Here is a 24,855-nt window from a genome sequence, read left to right as displayed (position 1 = left end):
CTATTCGGAGGTGCTTAATTAAAATGGCAGTAAAAATTCGTTTAAAACGTATGGGAGCTAAAAAATCTCCTTTCTATCGTATTGTAGTAGCTGATTCCCGTTCACCACGTGACGGCCGTTTCATCGAGTCTGTAGGAACTTACAATCCAGTTGCTCAACCAGCAGTCGTTGAACTCAACGAAGAGCTAGTTCTAAAGTGGCTGAAAGATGGAGCTAAACCTTCTGATACAGTGCGGAACTTGTTCTCTAAGCAAGGAATCATGGAAAAATTCCACAACGCAAAACTTAGCAAATAATTGTGGACGCGCCCATGAAAGAATTAATTGAGACGATCGTGAAACCCCTTGTTGATTTTCCGGAAGATGTTCATGTGAAGGAACAGGAAGAGGATCAGCGCGTAACCTATAAGCTTTCCGTCAACAAAAGTGATATGGGCAAAGTCATCGGAAAGCAGGGCCGCGTTGCAAAGGCAATTCGAACAGTAGTCTATGCAGCAGGATCATCACAGCAAAAGAAGATTTTCTTGGAAATCGTCGAATAACAATCAATTGCGCAAGCTCATATTATAAATGATTGTTTTGGAAAAAGGGAGGGGAAACCCTCCTTTTTTCTTTGTTTAGGAAATTATAAAATAATTTAGTTATGGATAACTACTTGCGGTTTCTTAATCCAGCTCCAGCGCCTAGCCCCTCGAGTCGCTTCGGTCCGCCCAATGAAGTCAAAGAACGACTTCACTGGTCGGCCCTCCAGCGCTTGTCGGGGCTGTTCGAGGCGCTTGCGCTTTTTGTTCTTTGTTCAGAAGTTAAGGTATAATAGATACACGATATAGTAAGGATGATGGTTATCTGTGTTAAGCACCTGGAAGAGTGCTGTGAACAGGTGGGCTTTAAGGAGGGAAAGCTTTGAAGGTGCTGCAAACGATCGTTGTCAAGCAGGTACTGACAGAAGAAAGCAAAGAAAAAATCCACCGTAAATACCATTCCAAAAAGCTTCAGCTCCAGAAAGAATGCGATCAACTGAGATTTGAACGTAAGAAGCTTGAAAAATCAAAGCAGTTTTCGCCTGAAACACTGAAAAAGCATTTTGAGCAAAAAATAAAAACCCATCAGGAAAAAATCAAGCTCCTGGATTTTCAAATAGATCAATTACATATTCTTCCGCTAGGGAGTGAATGGAAAGAAACAGAGCTTCAAGGGATTGTTGAAGTGAATATCGGTGATCAATGGGAAACATTAGGAAAGACGATAATTGTAAAAGATGGCATTGTAACCGAAATACGCGAGAGGTGATAGGAAAGATGGAGAAGTTTTTTAATGTCGGAAAAATCGTCAACACTCATGGAATCCGTGGCGAGGTAAGAGTGATCTCGAGGACGGACTTTCCAGAGGAGCGCTTTAAAATTGGAAATTCGCTATTTTTATTCATGCCAGGTTGTAAGGATCCGGAGGAATTGATTATAAAAACCCACAGAACCCATAAAAATTTCAATTTGCTGACATTTGAAGGTTTGGATAATGTTAATCAGGTTGAAAGATTAAGGGGTGGGATTCTCAAAGTTCCTGAGACACAGCGCGGTGAATTGGCGGAAGACGAGTTCTATTTTCAGGATATTATCGGCTGCACGATGATGACGACATCCGGTGAAGAACTCGGCAAAGTAATCGAGATTCTCACCCCAGGTGCAAACGATGTTTGGGTCGTTAAAGGAGAGAAGAGCAAGGAAATCCTGATCCCGTATATAGAAAACGTTGTGAAAAAGGTAGACGTCAAGGAAAAGATTATTGTGATTGAGCCGATGGAAGGGCTTCTATGATGATGAACATCGATGTTCTGTCTATTTTTCCGGAAATGTTCGAGGGTGTATTGGGCCACTCCATTTTGAAAAAGGCTTCTGATAAAGGAGCGGTGCAGTACAATATCGTCAATTTCAGAGAGTTTGCTAATGACAAGCACCAGACAGTCGATGACTATCCATATGGCGGCGGTGCTGGCATGGTATTAAAGCCCCAGCCAATTTTCGATGCGGTGACATATTTAACAGAACAGGAAAAAAGCACTCCACCAAGAGTCATTCTTATGTGCCCCCAGGGGGAAAGGTATACACAGAAAAAGGCCGAACAGCTAGCACAGGAAGAACATTTGATTTTCATCTGCGGACACTATGAGGGATATGATGAACGAATTCGTGAGCACATCATTACCGATGAAATTTCGATCGGAGATTATGTCCTCACAGGCGGCGAGCTTGGGGCAATGGTCGTAATTGACAGCGTTGTTCGCTTGCTTCCCGGTGTACTGGGCAGTGAACAGTCCCATCTCCAGGATTCCTTCAGTACAGGCCTGCTCGAGCACCCGCACTATACTAGACCGGCAGATTTCCGGGGAATGAAGGTACCTGAAGTGCTCGTCTCCGGAAATCATAAGCTGATCGAAGACTGGCGGATGAAGGAAAGCATGAGAAGGACGCTGAACCGCAGGCCGGATTTACTCGAAAACGCAAACTTGACGGATCAGCAAAAAAAATGGCTCGATAAGCTGATTAACGTTAATGAATAGTATTGCAGTTAGCTCCTATTTATGGTAAGATACTTCTTGTGGCCAAAAGCAAACGTGCTATATGCCGCTTATAACAATGTTCCGCTGCAATGAAACTGTGCAAGAGCATTCGTGGGAGGAGTTGAAAACGATGCAACAATTAATCGAAGAAATCACAAAAGCACAACTTCGCACAGATCTTCCATCTTTCCGTCCTGGTGACACGGTACGTGTTCACGTTAAGATAGTTGAGGGAACTCGCGAACGTATCCAGTTGTTTGAAGGTGTAGTGATTAAGCGTCGTGGTGGTGGAATCAGTGAAACTTTTACAGTCCGTAAGGTTTCTTACGGAGTAGGCGTTGAGCGTACTTTCCCTGTCCACACACCGAAAATTGCGAAGCTTGAAGTAATCCGCCGCGGTAAAGTTCGCCGTGCAAAACTTTACTACCTGCGTAACCTGCGTGGTAAAAAAGCCCGGATCAAGGAAATTCGATAAGAATGAATGTCAAAAAGGAGCTTGCTGCCTAGCTAAGCTCCTTTTTCATTATAAAAAATTTTTTAAAAAAATCATCACCCATCGTGTTTATCGTGACTGACTTATGTAAAATAAAGCTATGTACTTAAACTACATTTATTTAGGAATGGTGGGAAAAGAATGGCCGAAAACAAGAAAAACGAACTATGGGAATGGACGAAAGCGCTTCTGATCGCTGTCTTACTAGCAGCAGTCATCCGATACTTTTTATTTGCACCCATTGTCGTGGATGGATTATCGATGATGCCGACCCTGCATGACCAGGATCGGATGATTGTTAATAAGCTAAGCTATAAAATCGGAGAGCCTGAAAGATTTGATATCATCGTATTTCATGCACCCGAGAACAAAGATTACATAAAAAGAGTGATCGGCCTTCCTGGCGATAGGATAGAATATAAAAATGACACGCTTTATGTAAATGGCAAAGCATTCGAAGAACCATACTTGGAAGAATATAAAAAAGAGGTAATTGATGGACCGCTGACGGACCCTTTCACGCTAGAAGAAAAGATTGGCACGGCAACAGTCCCTGAAGGGCATCTTTTCGTTATGGGCGATAATCGCCGTTTCAGCAAGGACAGCCGTCATATCGGCACTGTTCCATTCGAAAAGGTCTTGGGACAAACAAATATCATTTACTGGCCAATTAAGGACTTCCGTACAATCGATTAGTCCTTGGATCATCAAGATGCAAACAGATAGGAGGTGGCTGCTTTGACAATCCAATGGTTCCCAGGCCATATGGCGAAGGCACGCAGAGAAGTCACGGAAAAATTAAAGCTAGTCGATGTCATATTTGAGCTGGTAGATGCGAGAATTCCGTACTCATCGAGAAATCCGATGATTGAGGAAATCATCCAGCATAAACCAAGGATCGTTTTATTGAACAAGGCGGATATGGCCGACAAAGCAGTCACCGAGGAGTGGCTGCGCTACTATCGGCAAAAAGGGGTTACTGCACTAGCAATCAATTCACAAGCCGGGACGGGCTTAAAGCAAATTGTCCAGGAATCAAAAGTGCTGCTTAAGGATAAACTGGACCGCTTAAAATCTAGAGGGATCAAGCCAAGAGCAATTCGAGCGATGATTATCGGTATTCCGAACGCAGGGAAATCAACTTTGATCAATCGTCTAGCTGGGAAAAATATCGCCCAGACCGGAAACAAGCCGGGGGTAACGAAAGCTCAGCAATGGATCAAGGTTGGAAAAGAACTTGAACTTCTTGATACTCCGGGGATCCTCTGGCCAAAGTTTGAGGATCAGGAAGTGGGAACCAAGCTCGCGATAACAGGGGCCATTAAAGATACAATCCTTAATCTTCAAGATTTGGCTGTATATGCTTTAAGGTTCTTGGAAAAGCATTATCCTGATCGTCTTCAGGAAAGATACAAGCTTTCCGCATTCCCTGAGGATATCGTCGAACTGTTTGATGAGATTGGCGATCTCCGGGGTTGCAGAATGCCTGGCGGGTTTGTTGACTACGACAAAGTCGCAGAACTAGTAATCAGGGAAATACGCACGGAAAAATTAGGTCCTCTTTCTTTTGAACGACCACGTGACTTGTTGCGTGATGAAGCAACAGATAAATAAATTGGAAAATAAAGGTCCTGATTTCAGGTCCTTTATTTTATCTTTTTCTTGCCGATACATACTATAGACATAATTAGGGGAAAAAGGATATGAATAATTGGACAATTGCCGAAATTGATCGGCTGCTATTCAGCAATAAGAAAGTCGATAGAGAATTTATTGAGAAATGGAGAACTGACAACCGCAATGGTGTTCAAAAACTCATCGCAAAGTGGGAAAAGCAAGAAGTGCAAAAAGAACATGCCCGCAGACAATTTGTTGAGATGACTTTGTTTGAAAGAAAGTATTGGTCCGAGGGTTTCAAGCTCATCGCCGGAATCGATGAAGCCGGCCGCGGACCGTTAGCCGGTCCGGTTGTTGCTGGTGCGGTCATTTTGCCGGAGGATTTTTATCTTCCAGGTCTCAATGATTCTAAGAAACTGTCAAAAGCGAAAAGGGAAGAATTTTTTGACATCATTCATAACCAGGCTCTTTCTGTCGGAGTCGGAATCATCGAAGCAGCCGAAATTGATGAAATCAATATTCTTGAGGCAAGTAAAAAAGCAATGCTCCAAGCGACAGCCCAATTGAAAATCCTTCCTGATTTTCTGTTGATTGATGCAGTCAAGCTTGAAACACCTTATCCATTTGAAGCATTAATCAAAGGGGATGCCAGAAGCGTTTCCATAGCCGCTGCTTCGGTCATTGCAAAAGTAACTCGTGATCGGCTGATGATGGAGCTGGATGACCGATACCCGCAATATGGCTTTCAGGCTAATATGGGTTATGGAACCGCTGCGCACCTGACTGCCCTGAAAGAACACGGGGTAACAGACCATCATCGGAAAACCTTCGCTCCCGTAAGAGAGTGTATTCAGCAGACTTGGCAAAGCGGGTGAACCATGGAAACAGGAAAGCTTAAAAGTTTATTTACCGAAAAGACAGCAAAGCAGACCCAAATGACCGAATTCCGCCCAGGACAACTCATCAATGGGAAAATCATCAAGCTTTACCCTGAGCACATAGCAGAGGTGCTAATCGGAAGCCAAAAAGTGGTCGCCCAATTAGAAGTGCCGTTATCAGCTAATGAACGTTACTGGTTCCAGGTTCAGCCTGGAGAAGGAAAGATCCACTTAAAGCTGATCAGTTCAAGTGCGAATGAGAAGGACCAGCACGGAAGCATGACGAGAATCCTATCGGAATTAGGATTGCAGCCGACTAAAGAAAATCTGGATCTAGTCCGTTTTTTTATCAAGGAACAGCTTCCAGTCAATGGTGAGCTTCTTAAACTCTCATCCGAATGGTTAAAAACGGTTGAATCCAGGACTGCTGGTCAGGATGCGATCAAGATGCTGCTGACAAGGGGCATGCCTGTAACCAAGACTGTATTTGAGGCACTTTATACAACCACGAAGGAACAGTCCCTCGTAATGCTAATGGAGCAGCTTGGAAAGTCTTTGGAGGCAGCAGAAGAAACAGAGACGGTTGCAAGCCTGAAAAAACTATTGGATGAGATGCTGCCAGCAAACAGGAATAGTTCCTCTGCAGCCGTATTGAACCATCTTGCTTCAATATGGCTCGGCAGCAATGGCAAACGGAGCGAAGCCGCTTTGGATTTGCTTCAACAGTACGGAGCGATTCCGGTGAAAAGCAGTGAAAACAATGTTTTACAGCAGCTGGTATCAATTCTTCAAAATCTCGATGGAACAGAAGAAAACCTGCCAGAAGGATGGAGATTTGTAAAAACAGTCTTAACGCTCATCGAGAAGGGAAACGGTGCTTCCGCACGTCAGCTAATGGCAAGTTTCAGCCCCAAAACCCCCTTTTCTGTCGATGTCGTCGCAGACTCACTTGCGTTCATTTTTGACAGGACTAATGGCAAGGACACGAATTTGCAAACAGGACTCCTTGCCTTTAAACAGCTATTATCACACTCGAATGTCAGCGACTCCCTGCCCCTCCTACTTGCTGGGGAGGCAGACTGGGGTCAAGCAGGCTTAAAGCTGTTAGAGGCTGCAGGAAAACAGCAGCAAGCGAGTATAGGGGCTCTCCGTGCGCAGCTGGTAGCAGAAGCAGCTGTCCATGCAGAGCCAGCGCTTGCTCTTCAGGAAGAGGGAATCTCCCTTTTGTCCGATACAAAAATAAAGGGATTCCTTTCTGCTCTTGGCCTCTCGTTTGAACATCATCTAAGTGAAGTCTTAAAGGGAGGAGAGCAGGGCAAAGTACAAGTACCAGATACACTTAAATCACTGACCCTCCGCTTGTTGCATGAAGATCCTCCGCTGGCTGTCAAAGAGGCTGCAGAGCCGTTGGTAAATAAACTTACAGGCTTTCAGCTGCTGTCGCAGGAATCAGGTCCAATTCAGCAGCTCGTAGTCCAGGTCCCTTTTATTCAGGGAGGCAAGACAAGCGAACTCTCGATGCAGTGGAGCGGGAAAAGGACGGAGAATGGCAAAATAGACGCTGATTTCTGCCGTGTCCTCTTTTATCTAAATCTACAGCATCTTGACGATATTATTATCGATATGCAGGTTCAGAATCGAGTCATGAGCATTCAGGTTTTTAATGATCACCCCGAGCTTAAGAAACTGGCCGAACAAATGACACCAGTATTGAAAAACAAATTGACTAAATTGAATTATCAACTGTCTGCTGTTCATTTTCATATGCCTGGACAAGGGAAAGTGGAACGGACTGAACGCAGTCTAGCAAAATTATATGAGCAAAATGAATATAACGGGGTGGATATAAAAATATGAAAACTCCTAAGTATACAAGAAAGACAGCAGTGGCCTTAGGGTATAACGCCGATAGTGCAGAAGCCCCAAAAGTGGTAGCAAAGGGCAAGGGTCTGGTTGCTCAGCAGATCATCGAAAAAGCAAAAGAGCAAGATATCCCCATCCAGGAGGACCCATCCTTGGTAGAAGTATTATCGCAACTGGAATTGAATGACAGAATACCAGAGGAACTGTACCAAGCAGTGGCCGAGGTTTTTTCGTATATCTATCATCTCGATCAGCAAGCAGGAAAACGAAAAGCATAGTTTGTATCAGCATAAATAGTTTTTTAGAAGAATAAGAAACCACCATGGCTACGAATCCGTAGCCACCATCTACAATGAAAATGAATTTCTATTTTGATACAAAAGTATAAAATTCACTCTGGGAATTTTCTAGCTCCAGCGCCTATGAGTCTGTCCGATAAAATTTTTTTAGCGTATAATTATGTGAGAATGCTTCCTATTCATCCGTTTTATTGTATAAAAACATTCATTTTGAATAAAAATACGTGGATTTCACTCCGTCGGACAGACTCCTAGCCCCTCGAGTCGCTTGTCTAGCTGCGGCTCCTAACTCCTCGAGACGCTTCGGTCCTGCCAATGAAGTCAAAGAACGACTTCACTGTCAGGCCCTCCAGCGCTTGTCGGAGTTGAACAGTCGCCTTCGCATTTCGAATTGTCTAGTGTCGCCTCCTAGAAACGCAGAAACTTCAATTCCACCGGCAGAAGCAAAAAGCGCTTCTTCTGGCGGAGTCTCCAGTTTCTGCGTTTCTGGGCAGTCGGCTATACTTTTCGGTTTCGGTCCGACCATTGAAGTCAAAGAACGACTACAATGGTCGGCCTCCGAGGCACAGGACGTGCTAGACCCGCCAGCCACAGGACGTGGCGTTTTGGCGGGCAGCGCTTGTCGGGGCTGACCAAGGCGCCCTGAGCTTTTCTTGTAATATCAGAATTTATATTTTTGTGAAGCCGCAACACAAACCATTCTTAGCTTTAGAAGAAGCTAACCCATTATTCTAAACGAAAAAAAAGAGGCTAGCCTAGGTACTATTTATCCCCTTGGCAGCTCTTTTAACTTACCTTATAACAAACTGAACAAGAAACCGATCACGACAATTGCCCCAATGATCCATTAGAATAGTTCTTACCACAAAACATCCCCTCTATTATAATATGCTTAATACTATGACTATATTTGAAAAGATTCGGTAGTATCGATCAGATGCTTGCGCTTCACTAGCAAAACAGAAGATTAATTTTATACCAATTTTGTCAGCTGTATCCATTTAGGTTCTACATCGACAGCTTCCATAATTTTTAAAGTCGTATTTGGTTCGACAGTTAACAAGAAGGATACAAGTTTGGACAAAGTGGTTACCTCCACTGCCTTTTGACGGCTGTAAAAGTAGTCTAATCCAATTTGCTGGCAGTCTGATACAGCATTTTCTTCATGTGAAATCTTTTTCGAACCCAATAAGCTGAATTGGTGTCCTAAAAAACCAGAAACTGGAGAAAGAGGTCACCAATAAGCGGTATTGGTGTCCTAAAAAACCAAAAACTGGAGAAAGAGGACACCAATAAGCGGTATTGGTGTCCTAAAAAACCAGAAACTGGAGAAAGAGGTCACCAATAAGCGGAATTGGTGCCCGAAAAAACCAGAAACTGGAGAAAGAGGTCACCAATAAGCGGTATTGGTGTCCTAAAAAACCAGAAACTGGAGAAAGAGGTCACCAATGAGCGGTATTGGTGTCCTAAAAAACCAGAAACTGGAGAAAGAGGTCACCAATGAGCTGTATTGGTGCTAAAAATTCCTCTGAACTGGCATACACCAATGAGCGCTATAAAAAATGCCTTTTCACATAAATACACCTAGCATACGATCTCCGTTCTGATTAAGTTCCGTCTCAAGCAGGAGAAGGAAACGGCGAGTAGAAAGGTGGTTGCCACTAGGAAGTTGCCACAATCAGAAAGGCGCTTGCGCTTTCCTTGTCAACGGGTTTCCGATTTTAAAACGGTAATAGCTTGTCATCGCTGCTTTTCCCATGGAGTTTCGTTAAACTGGATACTTTTTTGAGATAAATATTTTATTTAATTCATAAAGGTAGACAATCAATATTTCATTATATAAAATGAAAGCGCAGTCTATTTTTTCAAAATTGAAATGAATGATATTTTCTATTTAGGAAAACATTTTCAGGTCGTCTTGGACGGGTTTTTCTAATAGATAGGAGGATGGGAAATGAATGTCCATGAGTATCAAGGAAAAGAAATCCTCAGAAAATATGGGGTAAAAGTACCAAATGGAAAGGTTGCTTTTACAGTGGAGGAAGCTGTTGAAGCAGCTAAGGAGCTTGGCTCATCAGTAGTAGTAGTGAAAGCTCAGATTCACGCTGGCGGAAGGGGAAAAGCTGGCGGTGTCAAGGTTGCGAAAAACCTTGATGAAGTGCGTACATATGCTTCGGAAATCCTGGGTAAGACGCTGGTTACTCACCAGACTGGTCCAGAAGGCAAGGAAGTAAAACGTCTGCTGATTGAAGAAGGCTGTGACATCAAGAAGGAGTACTACGTAGGTTTAGTACTTGACCGTGCAACTTCAAGAGTTGTCTTGATGGCTTCAGAAGAAGGCGGAACGGAAATTGAAGAGGTTGCTGAAGCAACTCCTGAAAAAATCTTCAAAGAAGAAATCGATCCTGTGCTTGGCTTGATGCCATACCAAGCTCGCCGTATCGCTTTCCAGATCAATATTCCAAAAGAGCTTATCAACCAGGCTGTCAAATTCATGATGGGCCTGTACACTGCATATATCGAAAAAGATTGTTCGATTGCTGAAATCAACCCGCTTGTTGTTACAGGTGACGGTCAGGTAATCGCTCTTGATGCGAAACTGAACTTCGATGAAAATGCTTTATACCGCCAGAAGGATGTCCTTGAGTATCGTGATCTTGAGGAAGAAGATCCAAAGGAAATCGAAGCATCGAAGTATGACTTAAGTTATATTTCTTTAAATGGAAATATTGGCTGCATGGTGAACGGTGCCGGTCTTGCGATGGCAACGATGGACATCGTCAAGCATTATAGCGGAGACCCCGCCAACTTCCTTGATGTTGGGGGCGGCGCAACTGCTGAGAAAGTAACAGAGGCATTCAAAATTATCCTTTCCGATCCAAATGTAAAAGGAATCTTTGTTAATATCTTCGGCGGCATCATGAAGTGTGATGTCATTGCTACAGGTGTTGTGGAAGCTGCCAAGCAGGTTGGCCTACAGGTTCCGCTTGTCGTTCGACTGGAAGGTACGAACGTTGATCTTGGAAAACAAATTCTAAATGAATCGGGCTTGAATATCATTGCTGCTGAATCGATGGCAGACGGCGCTGAAAGAATTGTTTCATTAGTTAAGTAGGATCGAAAGGAGAATTAGACATGAGTGTATTTATTGATAAAGCTACAAAGGTCCTTGTTCAAGGAATTACAGGTTCGACAGCCCTTTTCCATACAAAACAAATGCTTGAATATGGTACAAAAATTGTTGGGGGAACATCTCCTGGCAAGGGTGGTACAGAAGTAGAAGGCGTACCAGTATTTAACACTGTGAAAGAAGCTGTTGAAACGACTGGTGCTACTGCATCTGTCATTTATGTACCTGCACCATTTGCAGCAGATGCGATCATTGAAGCTGTGGACGCAGAGCTTGATCTGGCTATCTGTATCACCGAACATATCCCGGTTTTGGATATGGTCAAGGTGAAACGTTATATGGAAGGCAAGAAGACCCGACTGATCGGCCCTAACTGCCCTGGTGTTATTACTCCTGAAGAATGCAAAATTGGGATCATGCCAGGGTATATCCATACGAAAGGACATGTAGGGGTTGTCTCACGTTCCGGGACATTGACATACGAAGCTGTACACCAGTTGACTCAGGCTGGACTCGGCCAGTCCACAGCGGTAGGAATCGGCGGAGATCCGGTAAACGGAACAAACTTCATCGATGTTTTAAAAGCGTTCAATGAAGACCCAGACACATTTGCCGTTATCATGATTGGAGAAATCGGCGGTACGGCTGAAGAAGAAGCGGCTGAGTGGGTCAAGGCAAACATGACAAAACCAGTTGTCGGCTTCATCGGCGGGAGAACAGCGCCTCCAGGGAAGCGCATGGGGCACGCTGGAGCGATCATTTCAGGCGGAAAGGGTACAGCAGATGAAAAGATCCGCGTCATGAACGAATGCGGTATCAAGGTAGCTGATACTCCGTCTGTCATGGGTGAAACGCTGATCGGCGTATTGAAGGAGCAAGGCTTGTACGATAAATGCAAAACACATTAGGATAACCAATCAGCAGTCCCTCTGAACGGAGGGGCTGTTTGTTAATCCCAGGGGGGAAGAAAATGGACGAATTTAAAAGGAAATTGATTCAGCTTGTCCACAGTAGAAAGGCAAGCTGGAAAGAAATCTATTCTATCCTGAAATACGAGGCATCAGGGAATAGAGGGGAAGAAACTGAAAATGCCTTTAACAATCCAGCTTACACTCAACAACTCCACCGAGACCTTCAGCTTATTTCCGTTGACCGACTTCTTTATCATTACTCCTCACAAAACATCCATCTAATCACTATCTTTGACGATGAATATCCTGAGAAACTCAAGAATATCTACCAGCCTCCATGGATCCTTTTCGCAAAAGGGAATCTTTCCATGCTGAAAATAACCGACTCTCTGGCCGTTGTTGGTTCTCGAAATGCAACCGACTATGGGTATAAATCGATTGATTTTTTGTTTCCTTCATTAATAAAAAGGAATATTGTGATTGTAAGTGGCCTTGCAAAAGGGATCGATGCGCATGCTCATAAGACAGCGATCAAACTGGGTGGGAAAACAATCGGTGTGATTGCTGGTGGCTTTCAGCACTTATATCCTAAGGAAAATAGCAAGCTGGCAGAATATATGATGGAAACTCAGCTTGTCTTATCGGAATATCCTCCAGCAACCCGCCCGGAAAAATGGCATTTTCCGATGCGAAACAGGATTATCAGCGGCCTTTCAGAGGGTACACTGGTTGTTGAGGCAAGGAAAAGAAGCGGTTCCTTGATCACCGCAGATTTTGCTTTGAACGAAGGCAGAAATGTGTTTGCTATTCCTGGAAGTATTTTGACCCCGGATTCCGATGGAGTTCACTATTTGATACAGCAGGGCGCTAAACTAATAAAAAGCGCAGAGGATATTCTCGAGGAATTTTGAAGGGAACGAAAGTGACTCCAAAAATGAAATAGGCAGATTTTAGCTGATAAGTTTGTTAGAATTTACGCGATTTTGGAAGAAAATAATAATTTTAGAACAGAATTGCAATAAAAAGGTTGAAATAATTTTCATTCTGGTATACATTTTGCATCAGGTATTTCAAAATCTCTTAATTAGTTGAAATCGTTTTCTTTTAAGGTGTATTTGACAATTTCAGGATATATCAATCATAATTGATGATAATTTTATCCCTCTAAGGAGGACAAATGGATGTCAGAGTTTTTAGTAATCGTCGAATCGCCGGCTAAGGCTAAGACGATCGAGCGTTATCTTGGAAAAAAGTATAAAGTAAAGGCTTCGATGGGGCACTTAATTGATTTGCCCAAGAGCCAGATGGGAATTGATACAGAAAATAATTATAACCCAAAATATATTACCATTAGGGGCAAGGGTCCCGTACTGAAGGAATTGAAATCTGCAGCAAAAAAAGCAAAGAAAGTCTATCTCGCAGCTGACCCCGACAGGGAAGGGGAAGCAATTGCCTGGCATTTAGCACAAAGCCTTAATGTAGATGTTCATTCTGATTGTCGGGTCGTATTCAATGAGATTACTAAGGATGCCATCCAAGAATCTTTTAAACACCCGAGGGCAATCAATATGGACCTAGTAGATGCTCAGCAGGCGCGACGTGTATTAGACAGGCTGGTAGGTTACAATATTAGCCCGTTGCTTTGGAAGAAGGTAAAGAAAGGGCTGAGCGCAGGCCGAGTGCAATCCGTTGCGCTAAGGATGATCATCGATCGCGAAAAAGAAATCGCTGCTTTTGAGCCAGAGGAATATTGGTCAATCAGCGCTGAATTCCTAAAAGGGAAAGTTGGATTTGAAGCATCCTTTTATGGGATTGGCAAGGATAAAAACGAATTGAAGTCAGAGGAAGAAGTAAAAAACATCCTCAAGCAAGTGAAGGGGAATAAATTCACCGTTGATACAGTAACGAAGAAGGAAAGGAAAAGAAATCCAGCACCACCTTTCATCACTTCTTCCTTACAACAGGAAGCGGCAAGAAAACTTAATTTCCGTGCGAGGAAGACGATGATGCTTGCGCAGCAGCTTTATGAAGGAATCGATCTTGGAAAAGAAGGAACAGTCGGATTGATTACGTATATGAGAACGGACTCCACAAGAATTTCTGAACTAGCTCAGAGAGAAGCAAAAGAATATATTATTGGCGAATATGGGGAAAAATTCATCCAAACCGAGCCAAGGAAAGAGAAAAAGCAGACAAATGCCCAGGATGCTCACGAAGCGATCAGGCCAACGAGCACGATGAAAGTTCCTGATAAGGTAAAGGAATTTCTCTCAAGAGATCAGTACAGGCTTTATAAATTGATCTGGGAACGGTTTGTCGCAAGCCAAATGGCCTCTGCAATTATGGATACGATGAGCGTTGATTTAAAAAATGGGGAGATTACGTTTCGTGCGACTGGTTCAAAGGTAAAATTCGCCGGGTTCATGAAGGTATACGTAGAAGGAACGGATGACCAGGTTGAAGAGAAAGATAAATACCTTCCTGATCTGCAGGAAGGAGACGAAGTCATCAAGAAAGAGTTCGAATCGAAGCAGCATTTTACACAGCCTCCTCCAAGGTATACAGAAGCAAGACTTGTTAGGACGCTGGAAGAAATGGGGATTGGACGGCCATCAACCTATGCGCCTACTCTGGATACAATCCAGAAAAGAGGCTATGTATCCCTTGATAATAAACGATTTGTACCAACGGAACTGGGCGAGGTTATTCATGAATTGATGTTGGAATTTTTTCCAGAGATCCTTGATTTGGAATTTACAGCGAAAATGGAGGATAACCTTGACCACGTCGAGGAAGGAAAAATTAATTGGGTCAAGGTCATTGATGAATTTTATCGGGATTTTGAAAAAAGTCTTGAAATAGCGGAGAAAGAAATGCAGGAAATCGAAATCAAGGATGAACCTGCCGGCGAAGATTGTGATCTGTGCGGCTCACCAATGGTCTTTAAAATGGGGCGTTACGGAAAGTTCATGGCCTGCAGCAATTTCCCTGAATGTCGGAACACGAAGGCAATTGTCAAGGATATAGGAGTCAAGTGCCCGAAATGTGAAGAAGGAAACATCATCGAGCGAAAAAGCAAGAAACGCCGGATTTTTTACGGTTGTGACCGCTATCCAGAGTGTGACTTCCTCTCCTGGGACAAACCACTTGCAAGGAAATGCCCGAAATGTGACAATATGCTAGTCGAGAAAAAGCTTAAAAAAGGTGTCCAGGTTCAATGCACAGAATGTGATTACAAAGAAGAACCACAAAGCTAGAGTGAGCCATGAGCTCACTTTTTATGGTTGTAAGAGGCACGATTTCGTTGTCTGGCCACTCAGTACTTGTTAAGAAATACTATCGGATTCAAGGGAAAAATAAGTAAGATGAATAGATAATGGAAGCTTTAAATAAAGGCAGATGGTATAATTAGATTTTTGATCATTGTTCATGTGACATAGCCTGTCATTGGAGAAATACGCGAAGTTTAAAAAGGATACTTTTTTTATATCAATGGAGGAAATAGATATGACAGAAGCAACAGTAAATGTCGTTGGTGCTGGTTTGGCCGGAAGTGAAGCGGCTTGGCAGCTTGCTGAGAGAGGCATTAAAGTCAACCTATATGAGATGAGGCCATTGAAGCAGACACCTGCCCATCATACCGATAAATTTGCCGAGCTTGTATGCAGTAATTCTTTACGCGCGAATACGTTAACAAACGCGGTTGGAGTGTTAAAGGAAGAAATGAGAATGTTAAACTCTGTTATTATCGGAGCTGCAGATGCCTGTGCTGTTCCAGCTGGCGGTGCTTTGGCGGTAGATCGGCATGAATTTGCAGCACTTGTTACGAACCGTGTGAAGGATCATCCGAATGTTACTGTTTTTAAGGAAGAAATCACGGAAATTCCCCAAGGACCGACCGTCATTGCCACGGGGCCATTGACAAGCCCGGCTTTGTCAGAACAATTGAAACAGCTTACTGGGGAAGAATATCTTTATTTTTATGACGCGGCAGCTCCAATTCTTGAGAAAGATAGTATTGATATGGATAAGGTCTATCTTAAATCCCGATATGATAAAGGAGAAGCGGCATACTTAAACTGTCCCATGACAGAAGAAGAATTCGACCGTTTTTATGACGCTCTGATCTCCGCTGAGACAGTTCCGCTAAAGGAATTTGAAAAAGAAGTCTTTTTCGAAGGATGCATGCCGATTGAGGTAATGGCGCAAAGAGGAAGAAAAACGATGTTATTTGGCCCGATGAAGCCAGTAGGTCTAGAAGATCCCAGAACAGGGAAAAGACCATACGCCGTGGTGCAGCTTCGCCAGGATGATGCAGCCGGAACTCTTTATAATATTGTTGGCTTCCAGACACATCTTAAATGGGGACCACAAAAGGAAGTAATTCAATTGATTCCCGGTTTGGAGAACGTTGAAATCGTCCGCTACGGTGTGATGCATCGTAACACATTTATCAACTCACCTAAGGTGTTAAAAGCAACCTATCAATTCAGGAAAAGAGAAGATTTGTTTTTTGCCGGACAAATGACAGGTGTAGAAGGTTATGTTGAATCAGCAGCCAGCGGCCTGATTGCTGGAATAAATGCTGCACGTCTTGTAAAAGGTGAAGCGCCGGTAGAATTCCCGCATGAAACAGCTATGGGCAGCATGGCTAGATATATTACAACTACAAACGCGAAAAACTTCCAGCCAATGAACGCAAATTTCGGTCTTTTCCCTGATCTTCCAGATAAAATCAGATCGAAGCAGGAACGAAATGAGCAACATGCTTCCAGAGCATTGGGAACAATTCAGAACTTTGTGAAAAATTTGTAAAGTTGGTTGCGGTGGCTATACAAATATGATACTATTTAATAGCCCTTGTGAGGTGATGAGATGGAAGCAAATGTGAACAATTCTTTAAAGTTATTTATTGAATATTTACAAATTGAGAAAAACTACTCACAATATACAATTGAACATTACCAACAGGATATTAGGGGATTCTTTTTGTTCATGTCTGAACAAGGGCTTACAGGTCTGAATGATGTGGAGTATGCGGATATAAGAATTTACCTGACAAAATTGTTTGATCAGCAGCTCTCCAGAAAATCAGTTGCACGGAAAATTTCCTGCATGCGCAGCTTTTATAAGTTTTTGCTGCGTGAAAAAATGGTCGAAGACAATCCATTTTCACTTGTATCCATCCCAAAACTGGAAAAGCGGCTGCCGGATTTTTTTTATGAAGAGGAGCTTGCTCAACTGTTCGCTGCATGTGAAACCGAAACAGCTCTTGGAAAACGGAACAAAACACTTCTGGAGCTGCTTTATGCGACGGGAATCCGAGTAGGTGAGTGCAGTAACATCCAGGTGAAGGAAGTAGATTTATCGCTATCGACTGTTTTGATTCATGGAAAAAGGAAAAAGGATCGATATGTACCTTTCGGAAGTTTTGCTCAAGATGCGATGGAAGACTACATAAAGAATGGGAGACCAGACTTGCTGAACGGAAAGGATGACCACGGCTATTTGTTTGTGAATTTTCGAGGCGGGCCGCTTACAGATAGAGGGATCAGGGACGTTCTGAATAAGCTGATTGAAAAGTCTGCTCTTACCGGAAAAATCCATCCGCATAAATTACGACATTCCTTTGCGACACATATGATGAGCAACGGGGCAGATATGAGAACAGTCCAGGAACTTCTTGGCCATGCTTTCCTGTCTTCTACGCAAGTTTATACCCATGTTACAAAGGAACATTTACGCAGTATTTATTTAGCACACCACCCGAGGGCATAAGCCAAAAGGAGGACGTTAAGATGTCGGAATTCCATGCCACTACGATATTTGCTGTTCAACACAAAGGGCAATGCGCCATGTCAGGCGATGGTCAGGTTACTTTGGGCAATGCTGTAGTGATGAAACACACAGCAAAGAAGGTCCGCAAGTTGTTTAATGGGAAAGTAATTGCCGGTTTTGCAGGTTCGGTTGCTGATGCATTCACTTTGTTTGAGAAGTTTGAAGGAAAGCTGGAGGAATACAATGGCAATCTCCAAAGGGCAGCGGTAGAGCTCGCTAAACAGTGGAGGAGTGACAAAGTCCTTCGGCAGCTAGAAGCGATGCTGATTGTGATGAATGACACAGACATGCTGCTGATTTCCGGAACAGGGGAAGTAATTGAACCTGATGACGGCATTCTTGCCATCGGTTCTGGCGGCAACTATGCTTTAGCAGCAGGCCGTGCGTTAAAACAATATGCTGGGGATCATTTGACAGCAAAAGAAATCGCGAAGTCTTCATTGGAAATTGCAGCTGATATTTGTGTTTACACAAATCACCATATCATTGTGGAAGAACTGTAATGAAAGAAGGAGTGAAGAGTGTGAAACAACCAACAAATTTAACTCCGAGGCAGATCGTTGAAAAGCTGGACCAGTATATAATTGGACAAAAAGATGCAAAAAAAGCAGTGGCAGTTGCTCTTAGGAACAGGTATCGCCGTGGATTGCTCGCTGAAAATATCAGAGATGAAATCATTCCTAAGAACATCTTGATGATCGGACCTACAGGCGTTGGCAAAACGGAAATAGCAAGAAGGATGGCCAAATTGGTTGGCGCTCCTTTCGTCAAGGTGGAAGCCACTAAATTTACCGAAGTCGGCTATGTGGGACGAGATGTGGAATCAATGGTCAGGGATCTCGTGGAAACCTCGATCAGACTTGTGAAAGAAGAGAAGATGGAGAAAGTCAAGGAACCAGCAGAAGATAATGCTAATCGCCGCCTTGTCGAGCTTCTGGTTCCATCAATGAAAAAAACGGTAAATTATAAAAACCCATTGGAAATGCTCTTTGGCGGGAATCAGCAACAGCCTGAGCAAGAAACAAGCCAGTCAGAGGATATGGGTTTATTAGAAAAAAGAAAAACAATCAAGCAGAGACTCGAACAAGGAGAACTGGAAGATGAGCTGGTAACCGTTGAAGTCGAAGAACAGGCCCCCTCTATGTTTGATATGCTCCAAGGTTCTGGAATGGAACAGATGGGAATGAACATGCAGGATGCATTAGGCGGCTTAATGCCGAAAAAACGAAAGAAACGAAAACTTCCAGTACGTGAGGCGAGAAAGTTACTGATCAATGAGGAAGCACAAAAGCTGATTGACATGGATGAGGTTACTCAGGAAGCTACTTATCGAGCTGAGCAGATGGGGATCATTTTCATTGATGAAATCGACAAAATCGCCAGCAAGAATTCTGGCAGTTCCAGCGCGGACGTCTCACGAGAGGGTGTTCAAAGAGACATCCTGCCAATAGTAGAAGGGTCAACGGTTAATACAAAATATGGTCCGGTAAAAACGGATTACATCTTATTTGTCGCTGCGGGTGCCTTCCACACGGCAAAACCATCCGATTTGATACCGGAACTACAAGGTCGTTTCCCGATCCGCGTCGAATTAACTAAACTGACAGTCGATGATTTTTATCGAATTCTGGTTGAACCAGATAATGCTTTAACAAAGCAATATGAAGCTTTATTGGCAACTGAAGGTATACAAATTGAATTTTCTGACGATGCTATTCGTAAGATAGCAGAAGTCGCATATGAAGTGAATCAGAATACGGATAATATTGGAGCTAGAAGGCTGCAAACGATCCTAGAAAAGCTTCTCGAAGATCTGAGTTTTGAAGCGCCAGACATCCATATGGAAAAAGTGGCAATCACTCCACAATATGTGGAAGAAAAACTAGGCGCTATCTCAAGGAATAAAGATTTAAGCCAGTTCATCTTATAATGTTCTCGTTTTAAAGCATACTCAATAGGGTAGACAAATAAAAGCTGCCTATTGTGCTAAGGAATCGAAATTAGCTAAATAAGAAAAATAATGTTATTTTGTTTAAAGCAAAATAGGAGGAAGAAACAATGGACTTACTAACGAAAACTAGAAAAATTAATGCCCTGCTCCAAAAAGCTGCCGGGAAACCAGTAAACTTCAAAGAAATGTCAGAGACACTTAGTGAAGTAATCGAAGCAAATATTTTTGTTGTCAGCCGGAGAGGGAAACTGCTTGGCTTCGCAATTAACCAGCAGATTGAAAACGAGCGAATGGTGAAAATGCTTGAAGATCGTCAATTCCCAGAGGATTATACGAAAAACTTGTTCAACATCCAGGTGACTTCACCAAATTTGGATGTGGACAGTGAGTATACAGCATTCCCGGTTGAAAACAAAGATTTATTCAAAAGCGGATTGACTACCATCGTGCCAATCATTGGCGGTGGTGATCGCCTCGGAACCTTAATCCTAGCTCGTCTCCAAGAACAGTTCCATGACGATGATCTAATCCTCGCTGAATACGGCGCAACGGTCGTTGGAATGGAAATCCTGCGCGAAAAAGCCGAAGAGATCGAGGGGGAGGCACGAAGCAAAGCTGTCGTTCAAATGGCGATCAGTTCCCTATCCTACAGCGAACTGGAAGCAATCGAGCACATCTTTGAAGAACTAAACGGAAAAGAAGGCTTACTCGTTGCATCCAAAATCGCTGACAGAGTCGGCATCACTCGTTCAGTCATTGTAAATGCATTGCGCAAGCTTGAAAGTGCAGGCGTTATAGAATCACGTTCCTTAGGAATGAAAGGAACATACATTAAAGTATTGAACGATAAATTCTTGTTCGAACTAGAAAAACTTAAAAATAACTAAAGTTCAAAAGTCACTGAAAATTTTATCGACCAAACAAAAAAGCTGGTTCGATTCCATTTATTTGGAATTGAACCAGCTTTTTTTATAAAATAAGAACTCACCATGGCTACGAATCCGTAGCCACCATCGACATTGAAAATGAATTTCTATTTCCAAACAAAAGTATAAAATTCACTTCGAGAATTGTCCAGCTCCAGCTCCAGCCGCTCGAGTCGTTTGTCCTAGCTACGGCTCCTAACTCCTCGAGACGCTGGTGGGCAAGCCAATCATATTTTAAAGATGAGGATTATAATGTGTTATCTGATTACGGCCACGGGTTTTTACCACCTCTGCCATCTTTTGTACCACTCATTGACAAATAATTTACCATCTGTTGACTCCCCGTTTACCATAAAAACTTTACGTAACCGTTAAAGGCGTGGCAATCGCTTCTATCGGCCGTTCCAAAGACATCCTTGACACTGAGCCTCCGGCAGATATGATGTGGCAGCCATTGCCGGCATCCCCCTTAGGGCGTTCCCTACGGTCACTCGGGGGCTGCCAGCCGGACAGCCTATCATATCTGCCTACTCAGTATCAAGGACCGCTACGCTTGCCTTTTCCACTGGGATTAGACGGTCCTGGTAAATGGCCTGGCGAACGGTGGTAAATTCCTTGGCATTCCTTGGTACAAAGGATGGCATTAGTGGTACATTTCAGTGGCCGTAATCATGTTATCTGATGAAATGCCTACATAAGGGTATCTTTCCACTTGAAAGATGCCCTTATAGAGGTGGAGATGCTCGCATAAGGGTATCATTCCGCATGAAAGATACCCTTATAGAGGTGGAAATACTCGCATAAGGGTATCATTCCGCATGAAAGATGCCCTTATAGAGGTGGAAATGCCTGCATAAGGGTATCATTCCGCATGAAAGATGCCCTTATAGAGGTGGAAATGCTCGCATAAGGGTATCATTCCACTTGAAAGATGCCCTTATGGCAGTCGTTTTAGGAAAAAACCACGAAACATATAATATTTGAGGAGTTGTGATTTCCAATTTCCTGTATGGATTTAGTGAAAACCAATCAACAGCCTCGATGATCATCCAAACCAAAAAAGGACCAGGCACAGTTTGCCCGGTTTTTCTTGTAACTTTTCCAGTTCCGTTCATTTCGGTGTTTTATTTATCCTAAAAATGAATGAATAGAGAAGCATCAGTGTTACAAAAATATTTCGTTATATTTACAAAAAAATAAAACGATTAGGCAGACATATCCAGCTAAAAAAGCAAAAAATAAGCAAAAAGAAATAGGTAAGTAGACTAAAAAAACAGGGATATAAGAATGCGGATTGATTCATTCTACCTAGTTATACTAAAAACACAATCTAAAAACAGGCGTAAAATAACTACATTAAGGTTAAGTAGGTGTATAGGTCTTTTATCCTGTTTTATAAAATGAGCATTATGCATGATAAAAATTAACGGAAACTACATAGACATATTATTTCAGATTCTTTACAATTAGGGGTAGATTGACGATATTCGCCAAAGAATTACAAAATTCAGCAAAAAAATCCTGTTTTGTAAACGAGAGGTGCAAAAATGAATTTGTTTTCAAATACAATATCGACGCTCGAACATGCGCTGGACTACTCTTCAGCAAAGCAGAAAGTAATCTCGCAAAATATTGCTAATGTTGATACACCGAACTATAAAGCAAAGGATGTGTCATTCAAGGCGGTATTCCAGGATGTAATGGAACAATCCTTTGAAGCGAATAAATCGGATTCGCGACATTATGATTTCTTCAGCAGGCCAAGCCGTTTGCCTGGCATCATTAACAAACAAAACGTTAATTATAACGAAAATGGGAATAGCGTTGATTTGGATAAAGAAATGGCCGATATGGCAACAAATCAAATCTACTATAATGCAGTGACTGAGAGGATCAATGGGAAATTCAATACGCTCCAATCGGTCATTAGGGGAGGTAGGTAAGTATGACAATCTTTCATAGCATGGACACGACTGCATCTGCGTTAACAGCACAGCGTCTGAGAATGGACGTCATTTCCTCCAATATGGCCAATGTTGATTCGACAAGAGGTGTGAATGGAGAGCCTTATCGCCGGAAGATGGTTGTCATGGAGCCAAAGGAAGGCAGCTTCTCTTCATTTCTTAATAAAGCAATCGGAAATACAGACAGCTCCGGAGCTGGCAATGGAGTGAAAGTAACAAGAATCGCTGAAGACAGAGAAAATCCGCTCAAAATGGTTTATGATCCAGAGCATCCCGATGCCGATGCGGATGGCTATGTTGCCTATCCCAATGTAGATCCATTAAGGGAGATGGTCGACTTAATAAGTGCCACTCGATCATATGAAGCAAACGTGACAGTTTTTAACGCCTCTAAAGGAATGATGATGAAAGCACTTGAAATTGGAAAGTAAGGAGAGAACGCAATGAATACTGCCGGAATTAATTCAGTAACCCAAATGGTCAAGCCGTTTGAAACAAAGGGTCCTACTCCCACATCTACACCATACGAAGCGCAGAAAAGTTTTTCGTCCGTACTTAAGCAAACAATTGAAAATGTAAATGAATCCCAGCTTCAATCTGATGTGCTGACCGAAAAGTTAGCCCGTGGTGAAAATATTGACCTTCATCAGGTGATGATTGCAAGCCAAAAAGCAAGCATTACCCTACAGGGAACCCTGGAAGTCAGAAACAAAGTGATCGAAGCATACCAAGAAATGATGAGAATGCAAGTTTAATATTATTGGCTAAAAACTAATCGGTTATTAGCTGTATAAAAGAAGAGACATAATAACCGGGGGATTGAAATGAAAGAAACCGTTCAAAAGTATATACATACAATGAAGGATTTCTGGCTCGGGCGAACCAGAAAACAAAAAATAAGTATTTTGGCATCTATTTTCTTTGTTTTCGCCGTTGCTGGTCTCACCGCTATTTTTTCAACAAAGCCTTCCTTAGTGCCACTTTATAGCAATTTAACACCCGCCGAGACAGGAACAATCAAACAAAGTCTGGATGCCAGGGGCATTAAATCAGAAATAACGGATGACGGAAAGACCATCATGGTTCCCGAAGAGTCAGTCGATACGCTGAAGGTAGAACTGGCTGCTGAAGGAATTCCAAAGTCAGGAAGCATTGATTATTCCTTTTTTAGCCAGAACGCAGGCATGGGCATGACAGATAATGAGTTCAATGTGCTCAAGCTGGAAGCCATGCAGACGGAATTGGCAAATTTGATGAAAGGAATCGATGGGGTCAATGACGCCAAAGTAATGATAAACCTTCCGGAAAAAGGAATATTTGTAAGTGATAATGCCGAACCGGCTTCGGCATCCATCGTCCTCAATACGAGTCCTGGTTATCAATTCAAGGAAGAACAAATTACAGCTCTTTACCATCTAGTAGCAAAAAGTGTTCCCAATCTTCCTACTGATAATATCGTCATTATGAATCAGTTTTTTGAGTATTTTGATTTAAAAAATGAAAATAGTTCCAGTGGTGCTACATTTGCTTCACAGCATGAAATAAAGCAACAAATTGAAAGGGATGTTCAAAGACAAGTCCAAAACATGCTCGGAACACTTATGGGTCATGATAAAGTCGTTGTTTCAGTAACTGCTGATATTGATTTTACCCAAGAAAACAGGGTAGAAAACATTGTTGAACCCGTTGATAAAGAAAATATGGAAGGCATCGCCATTAGTGCACAGCGGATTACGGAGACGTTTACTGGCAACGCAAATCAGGCCGGAGGGGTTCCAGCAGGAGGCAATCCTGCTGATACGACTGGTTCCCAATATCTTGAGGGAGCGACGGGGAACGGAGATTATGAAAAAGTAGAAGAAACGATCAATAATGAAGTAAATAGAATTAAAAAAGAAATCACAGAGAGTCCTTACAAGGTGAGGGATTTGGGCATTCAGGTGATGGTAGAACCTCCGACTCCTGATGACCCAACTTCTCTTCCTCAGGATAGGAGGGATGATATAACCAAAATCCTCGGAACGATTATAAGGACGACAATTGATAAAGACGTTCTTGGAACACCGTTGACAGATGAGTTGATCAAGGAGAAGGTAGTCGTCTCTGTTCAGCCATTTAATGGGAAAATTGCTTTTGATCAACAGGTTGTCCAAAAATTGCCTTGGTGGGTATACCTTATCGGCGGATTGTTGCTTGCGGCTATCGTGACCCTGTTGCTTCTGTTCTTAAGAGCAAGAAAGAACAAAGTAGAAGAAGAGTTTGTTTATGAAGAACAGCTTGAACCAATTCATGTTCCTGATGTAAACAAGGAATTGGAAACAGAAGGTACAATGAAGAAAAAGCAGCTCGAAAAAATGGCAAAAGAAAAGCCAGAGGATTTTGCGAAGCTATTACGGACATGGATTTCTGAGGACTAGGGGGGTCAAGCA

At 42.7% G+C, this 24,855-nt stretch carries 24 protein-coding genes; all 24 read left to right on the top strand.

What is annotated here, in order from left to right:
- Positions 1 to 23: 23 nt before the first annotated feature.
- The 24 genes from rpsP (at position 24) to fliF (ending at position 24,843) form a co-directional block, all read left to right on the top strand.
- Positions 24 to 296, top strand: coding sequence for a 30S ribosomal protein S16 (gene rpsP, locus J2S25_RS03495; RefSeq protein ID WP_044394340.1), 273 nt, complete (start codon positions 24 to 26; stop codon positions 294 to 296).
- Between the two features lie 14 nt (positions 297 to 310).
- The gene (locus J2S25_RS03490; protein ID WP_044394341.1) at positions 311 to 541 is read left to right on the top strand and encodes a KH domain-containing protein; all 231 of its coding nucleotides are present in this window, start codon (positions 311 to 313) and stop codon (positions 539 to 541) included.
- Between the two features lie 361 nt (positions 542 to 902).
- Complete coding sequence (locus J2S25_RS03485; RefSeq protein WP_044395864.1) at positions 903 to 1,289, top strand: YlqD family protein; 387 nt, start codon at positions 903 to 905, stop codon at positions 1,287 to 1,289.
- An 8-nt stretch (positions 1,290 to 1,297) separates the two neighbouring features.
- Positions 1,298 to 1,813 carry a ribosome maturation factor RimM gene (gene rimM, locus J2S25_RS03480; protein WP_044395866.1) on the top strand — a complete coding sequence of 172 codons (516 nt, stop codon included), beginning with the start codon at positions 1,298 to 1,300 and terminating at the stop codon, positions 1,811 to 1,813.
- Positions 1,814 to 1,815: 2 nt separating this feature from the next.
- Positions 1,816 to 2,556 (top strand): tRNA (guanosine(37)-N1)-methyltransferase TrmD, encoded by a 741-nt coding sequence (gene trmD, locus J2S25_RS03475; protein ID WP_307191245.1) that lies wholly within the window; start codon positions 1,816 to 1,818, stop codon positions 2,554 to 2,556.
- A 130-nt stretch (positions 2,557 to 2,686) separates the two neighbouring features.
- On the top strand, positions 2,687 to 3,031 hold the full coding sequence (gene rplS / locus J2S25_RS03470) for a 50S ribosomal protein L19 (protein WP_044395869.1): 345 nt from the start codon (positions 2,687 to 2,689) through the stop codon (positions 3,029 to 3,031).
- 159 nt (positions 3,032 to 3,190) lie between these two features.
- Positions 3,191 to 3,745, top strand: a complete 555-nt coding sequence (gene lepB, locus J2S25_RS03465) for a signal peptidase I (RefSeq protein WP_044395870.1) — start codon at positions 3,191 to 3,193, stop codon at positions 3,743 to 3,745.
- A 42-nt stretch (positions 3,746 to 3,787) separates the two neighbouring features.
- Positions 3,788 to 4,663, top strand: a complete 876-nt coding sequence (gene ylqF / locus J2S25_RS03460; protein ID WP_044395872.1) for a ribosome biogenesis GTPase YlqF — start codon at positions 3,788 to 3,790, stop codon at positions 4,661 to 4,663.
- 89 nt (positions 4,664 to 4,752) lie between these two features.
- Positions 4,753 to 5,541 carry a ribonuclease HII gene (rnhB, locus tag J2S25_RS03455; protein ID WP_044395875.1) on the top strand — a complete coding sequence of 263 codons (789 nt, stop codon included), beginning with the start codon at positions 4,753 to 4,755 and terminating at the stop codon, positions 5,539 to 5,541.
- Positions 5,542 to 5,544: 3 nt separating this feature from the next.
- Positions 5,545 to 7,401 carry a TP0910 N-terminal domain-containing protein gene (locus J2S25_RS03450; RefSeq protein WP_307191223.1) on the top strand — a complete coding sequence of 619 codons (1,857 nt, stop codon included), beginning with the start codon at positions 5,545 to 5,547 and terminating at the stop codon, positions 7,399 to 7,401.
- Positions 7,398 to 7,685: an EscU/YscU/HrcU family type III secretion system export apparatus switch protein gene (locus J2S25_RS03445; RefSeq protein ID WP_044395877.1), complete on the top strand. Its 288-nt coding sequence runs from the start codon at positions 7,398 to 7,400 to the stop codon at positions 7,683 to 7,685. The genes J2S25_RS03450 and J2S25_RS03445 overlap by 4 nt, the downstream gene beginning before the upstream one ends.
- A gap of 1,975 nt (positions 7,686 to 9,660) precedes the next feature.
- A complete protein-coding gene (gene sucC / locus J2S25_RS03440; protein WP_044396597.1) occupies positions 9,661 to 10,821 on the top strand; it encodes an ADP-forming succinate--CoA ligase subunit beta in 1,161 nt (386 codons plus the stop codon).
- A gap of 20 nt (positions 10,822 to 10,841) precedes the next feature.
- Positions 10,842 to 11,744, top strand: a complete 903-nt coding sequence (gene sucD, locus J2S25_RS03435) for a succinate--CoA ligase subunit alpha (RefSeq protein ID WP_044396595.1) — start codon at positions 10,842 to 10,844, stop codon at positions 11,742 to 11,744.
- A gap of 62 nt (positions 11,745 to 11,806) precedes the next feature.
- Positions 11,807 to 12,658 (top strand): DNA-processing protein DprA, encoded by an 852-nt coding sequence (gene dprA / locus J2S25_RS03430; RefSeq protein ID WP_044396593.1) that lies wholly within the window; start codon positions 11,807 to 11,809, stop codon positions 12,656 to 12,658.
- A gap of 270 nt (positions 12,659 to 12,928) precedes the next feature.
- A complete protein-coding gene (gene topA / locus J2S25_RS03425; protein WP_044396592.1) occupies positions 12,929 to 15,004 on the top strand; it encodes a type I DNA topoisomerase in 2,076 nt (691 codons plus the stop codon).
- Between the two features lie 250 nt (positions 15,005 to 15,254).
- On the top strand, positions 15,255 to 16,562 hold the full coding sequence (trmFO, locus tag J2S25_RS03420) for an FADH(2)-oxidizing methylenetetrahydrofolate--tRNA-(uracil(54)-C(5))-methyltransferase TrmFO (RefSeq protein WP_044396591.1): 1,308 nt from the start codon (positions 15,255 to 15,257) through the stop codon (positions 16,560 to 16,562).
- A 60-nt stretch (positions 16,563 to 16,622) separates the two neighbouring features.
- Entirely contained in the window at positions 16,623 to 17,525 is a 903-nt protein-coding gene (gene xerC, locus J2S25_RS03415; RefSeq protein ID WP_307191222.1) for a tyrosine recombinase XerC, read from the top strand.
- A 20-nt stretch (positions 17,526 to 17,545) separates the two neighbouring features.
- Positions 17,546 to 18,088, top strand: coding sequence for an ATP-dependent protease subunit HslV (gene hslV, locus J2S25_RS03410; RefSeq protein ID WP_044396589.1), 543 nt, complete (start codon positions 17,546 to 17,548; stop codon positions 18,086 to 18,088).
- Positions 18,089 to 18,108: 20 nt separating this feature from the next.
- A complete protein-coding gene (gene hslU / locus J2S25_RS03405; RefSeq protein ID WP_044396598.1) occupies positions 18,109 to 19,515 on the top strand; it encodes an ATP-dependent protease ATPase subunit HslU in 1,407 nt (468 codons plus the stop codon).
- A 128-nt stretch (positions 19,516 to 19,643) separates the two neighbouring features.
- Positions 19,644 to 20,423, top strand: coding sequence for a GTP-sensing pleiotropic transcriptional regulator CodY (gene codY, locus J2S25_RS03400; RefSeq protein ID WP_044396587.1), 780 nt, complete (start codon positions 19,644 to 19,646; stop codon positions 20,421 to 20,423).
- Between the two features lie 1,586 nt (positions 20,424 to 22,009).
- On the top strand, positions 22,010 to 22,405 hold the full coding sequence (flgB, locus tag J2S25_RS03395) for a flagellar basal body rod protein FlgB (RefSeq protein WP_044394470.1): 396 nt from the start codon (positions 22,010 to 22,012) through the stop codon (positions 22,403 to 22,405).
- 2 nt (positions 22,406 to 22,407) lie between these two features.
- Positions 22,408 to 22,857, top strand: coding sequence for a flagellar basal body rod protein FlgC (gene flgC, locus J2S25_RS03390; protein WP_044394469.1), 450 nt, complete (start codon positions 22,408 to 22,410; stop codon positions 22,855 to 22,857).
- A 45-nt stretch (positions 22,858 to 22,902) separates the two neighbouring features.
- Positions 22,903 to 23,181 (top strand): flagellar hook-basal body complex protein FliE, encoded by a 279-nt coding sequence (fliE, locus tag J2S25_RS03385; RefSeq protein ID WP_307191244.1) that lies wholly within the window; start codon positions 22,903 to 22,905, stop codon positions 23,179 to 23,181.
- A gap of 69 nt (positions 23,182 to 23,250) precedes the next feature.
- Positions 23,251 to 24,843 (top strand): flagellar basal-body MS-ring/collar protein FliF, encoded by a 1,593-nt coding sequence (gene fliF / locus J2S25_RS03380; RefSeq protein ID WP_307191221.1) that lies wholly within the window; start codon positions 23,251 to 23,253, stop codon positions 24,841 to 24,843.
- Positions 24,844 to 24,855 lie beyond the last annotated feature (12 nt).

Source organism: Mesobacillus stamsii (genome assembly GCF_030814065.1).
GTDB classification, from domain to species: Bacteria; Bacillota; Bacilli; order Bacillales; family Cytobacillaceae; genus Mesobacillus; species Mesobacillus stamsii.
The sequence above is the reverse complement of the archived record's forward strand: the minus strand, read 5'-3'. Positions and strand labels throughout refer to the sequence as shown.

Coding starts and splice junctions, on each gene's coding strand:
- rimM (WP_044395866.1), top strand. CDS start 1,298: ATGGAGAAGTTTTTTAATGTCGGAAAAATCGTCAACACTCATGGAATC.
- xerC (WP_307191222.1), top strand. CDS start 16,623: ATGGAAGCAAATGTGAACAATTCTTTAAAGTTATTTATTGAATATTTA.
- J2S25_RS03450 (WP_307191223.1), top strand. CDS start 5,545: ATGGAAACAGGAAAGCTTAAAAGTTTATTTACCGAAAAGACAGCAAAG.
- flgC (WP_044394469.1), top strand. CDS start 22,408: ATGACAATCTTTCATAGCATGGACACGACTGCATCTGCGTTAACAGCA.
- rpsP (WP_044394340.1), top strand. CDS start 24: ATGGCAGTAAAAATTCGTTTAAAACGTATGGGAGCTAAAAAATCTCCT.
- rnhB (WP_044395875.1), top strand. CDS start 4,753: ATGAATAATTGGACAATTGCCGAAATTGATCGGCTGCTATTCAGCAAT.
- lepB (WP_044395870.1), top strand. CDS start 3,191: ATGGCCGAAAACAAGAAAAACGAACTATGGGAATGGACGAAAGCGCTT.
- rplS (WP_044395869.1), top strand. CDS start 2,687: ATGCAACAATTAATCGAAGAAATCACAAAAGCACAACTTCGCACAGAT.
- hslV (WP_044396589.1), top strand. CDS start 17,546: ATGTCGGAATTCCATGCCACTACGATATTTGCTGTTCAACACAAAGGG.
- codY (WP_044396587.1), top strand. CDS start 19,644: ATGGACTTACTAACGAAAACTAGAAAAATTAATGCCCTGCTCCAAAAA.
- flgB (WP_044394470.1), top strand. CDS start 22,010: ATGAATTTGTTTTCAAATACAATATCGACGCTCGAACATGCGCTGGAC.
- fliE (WP_307191244.1), top strand. CDS start 22,903: ATGGTCAAGCCGTTTGAAACAAAGGGTCCTACTCCCACATCTACACCA.
- J2S25_RS03490 (WP_044394341.1), top strand. CDS start 311: ATGAAAGAATTAATTGAGACGATCGTGAAACCCCTTGTTGATTTTCCG.
- trmD (WP_307191245.1), top strand. CDS start 1,816: ATGAACATCGATGTTCTGTCTATTTTTCCGGAAATGTTCGAGGGTGTA.
- topA (WP_044396592.1), top strand. CDS start 12,929: ATGTCAGAGTTTTTAGTAATCGTCGAATCGCCGGCTAAGGCTAAGACG.
- fliF (WP_307191221.1), top strand. CDS start 23,251: ATGAAAGAAACCGTTCAAAAGTATATACATACAATGAAGGATTTCTGG.
- trmFO (WP_044396591.1), top strand. CDS start 15,255: ATGACAGAAGCAACAGTAAATGTCGTTGGTGCTGGTTTGGCCGGAAGT.
- J2S25_RS03445 (WP_044395877.1), top strand. CDS start 7,398: ATGAAAACTCCTAAGTATACAAGAAAGACAGCAGTGGCCTTAGGGTAT.
- dprA (WP_044396593.1), top strand. CDS start 11,807: ATGGACGAATTTAAAAGGAAATTGATTCAGCTTGTCCACAGTAGAAAG.
- sucD (WP_044396595.1), top strand. CDS start 10,842: ATGAGTGTATTTATTGATAAAGCTACAAAGGTCCTTGTTCAAGGAATT.
- sucC (WP_044396597.1), top strand. CDS start 9,661: ATGAATGTCCATGAGTATCAAGGAAAAGAAATCCTCAGAAAATATGGG.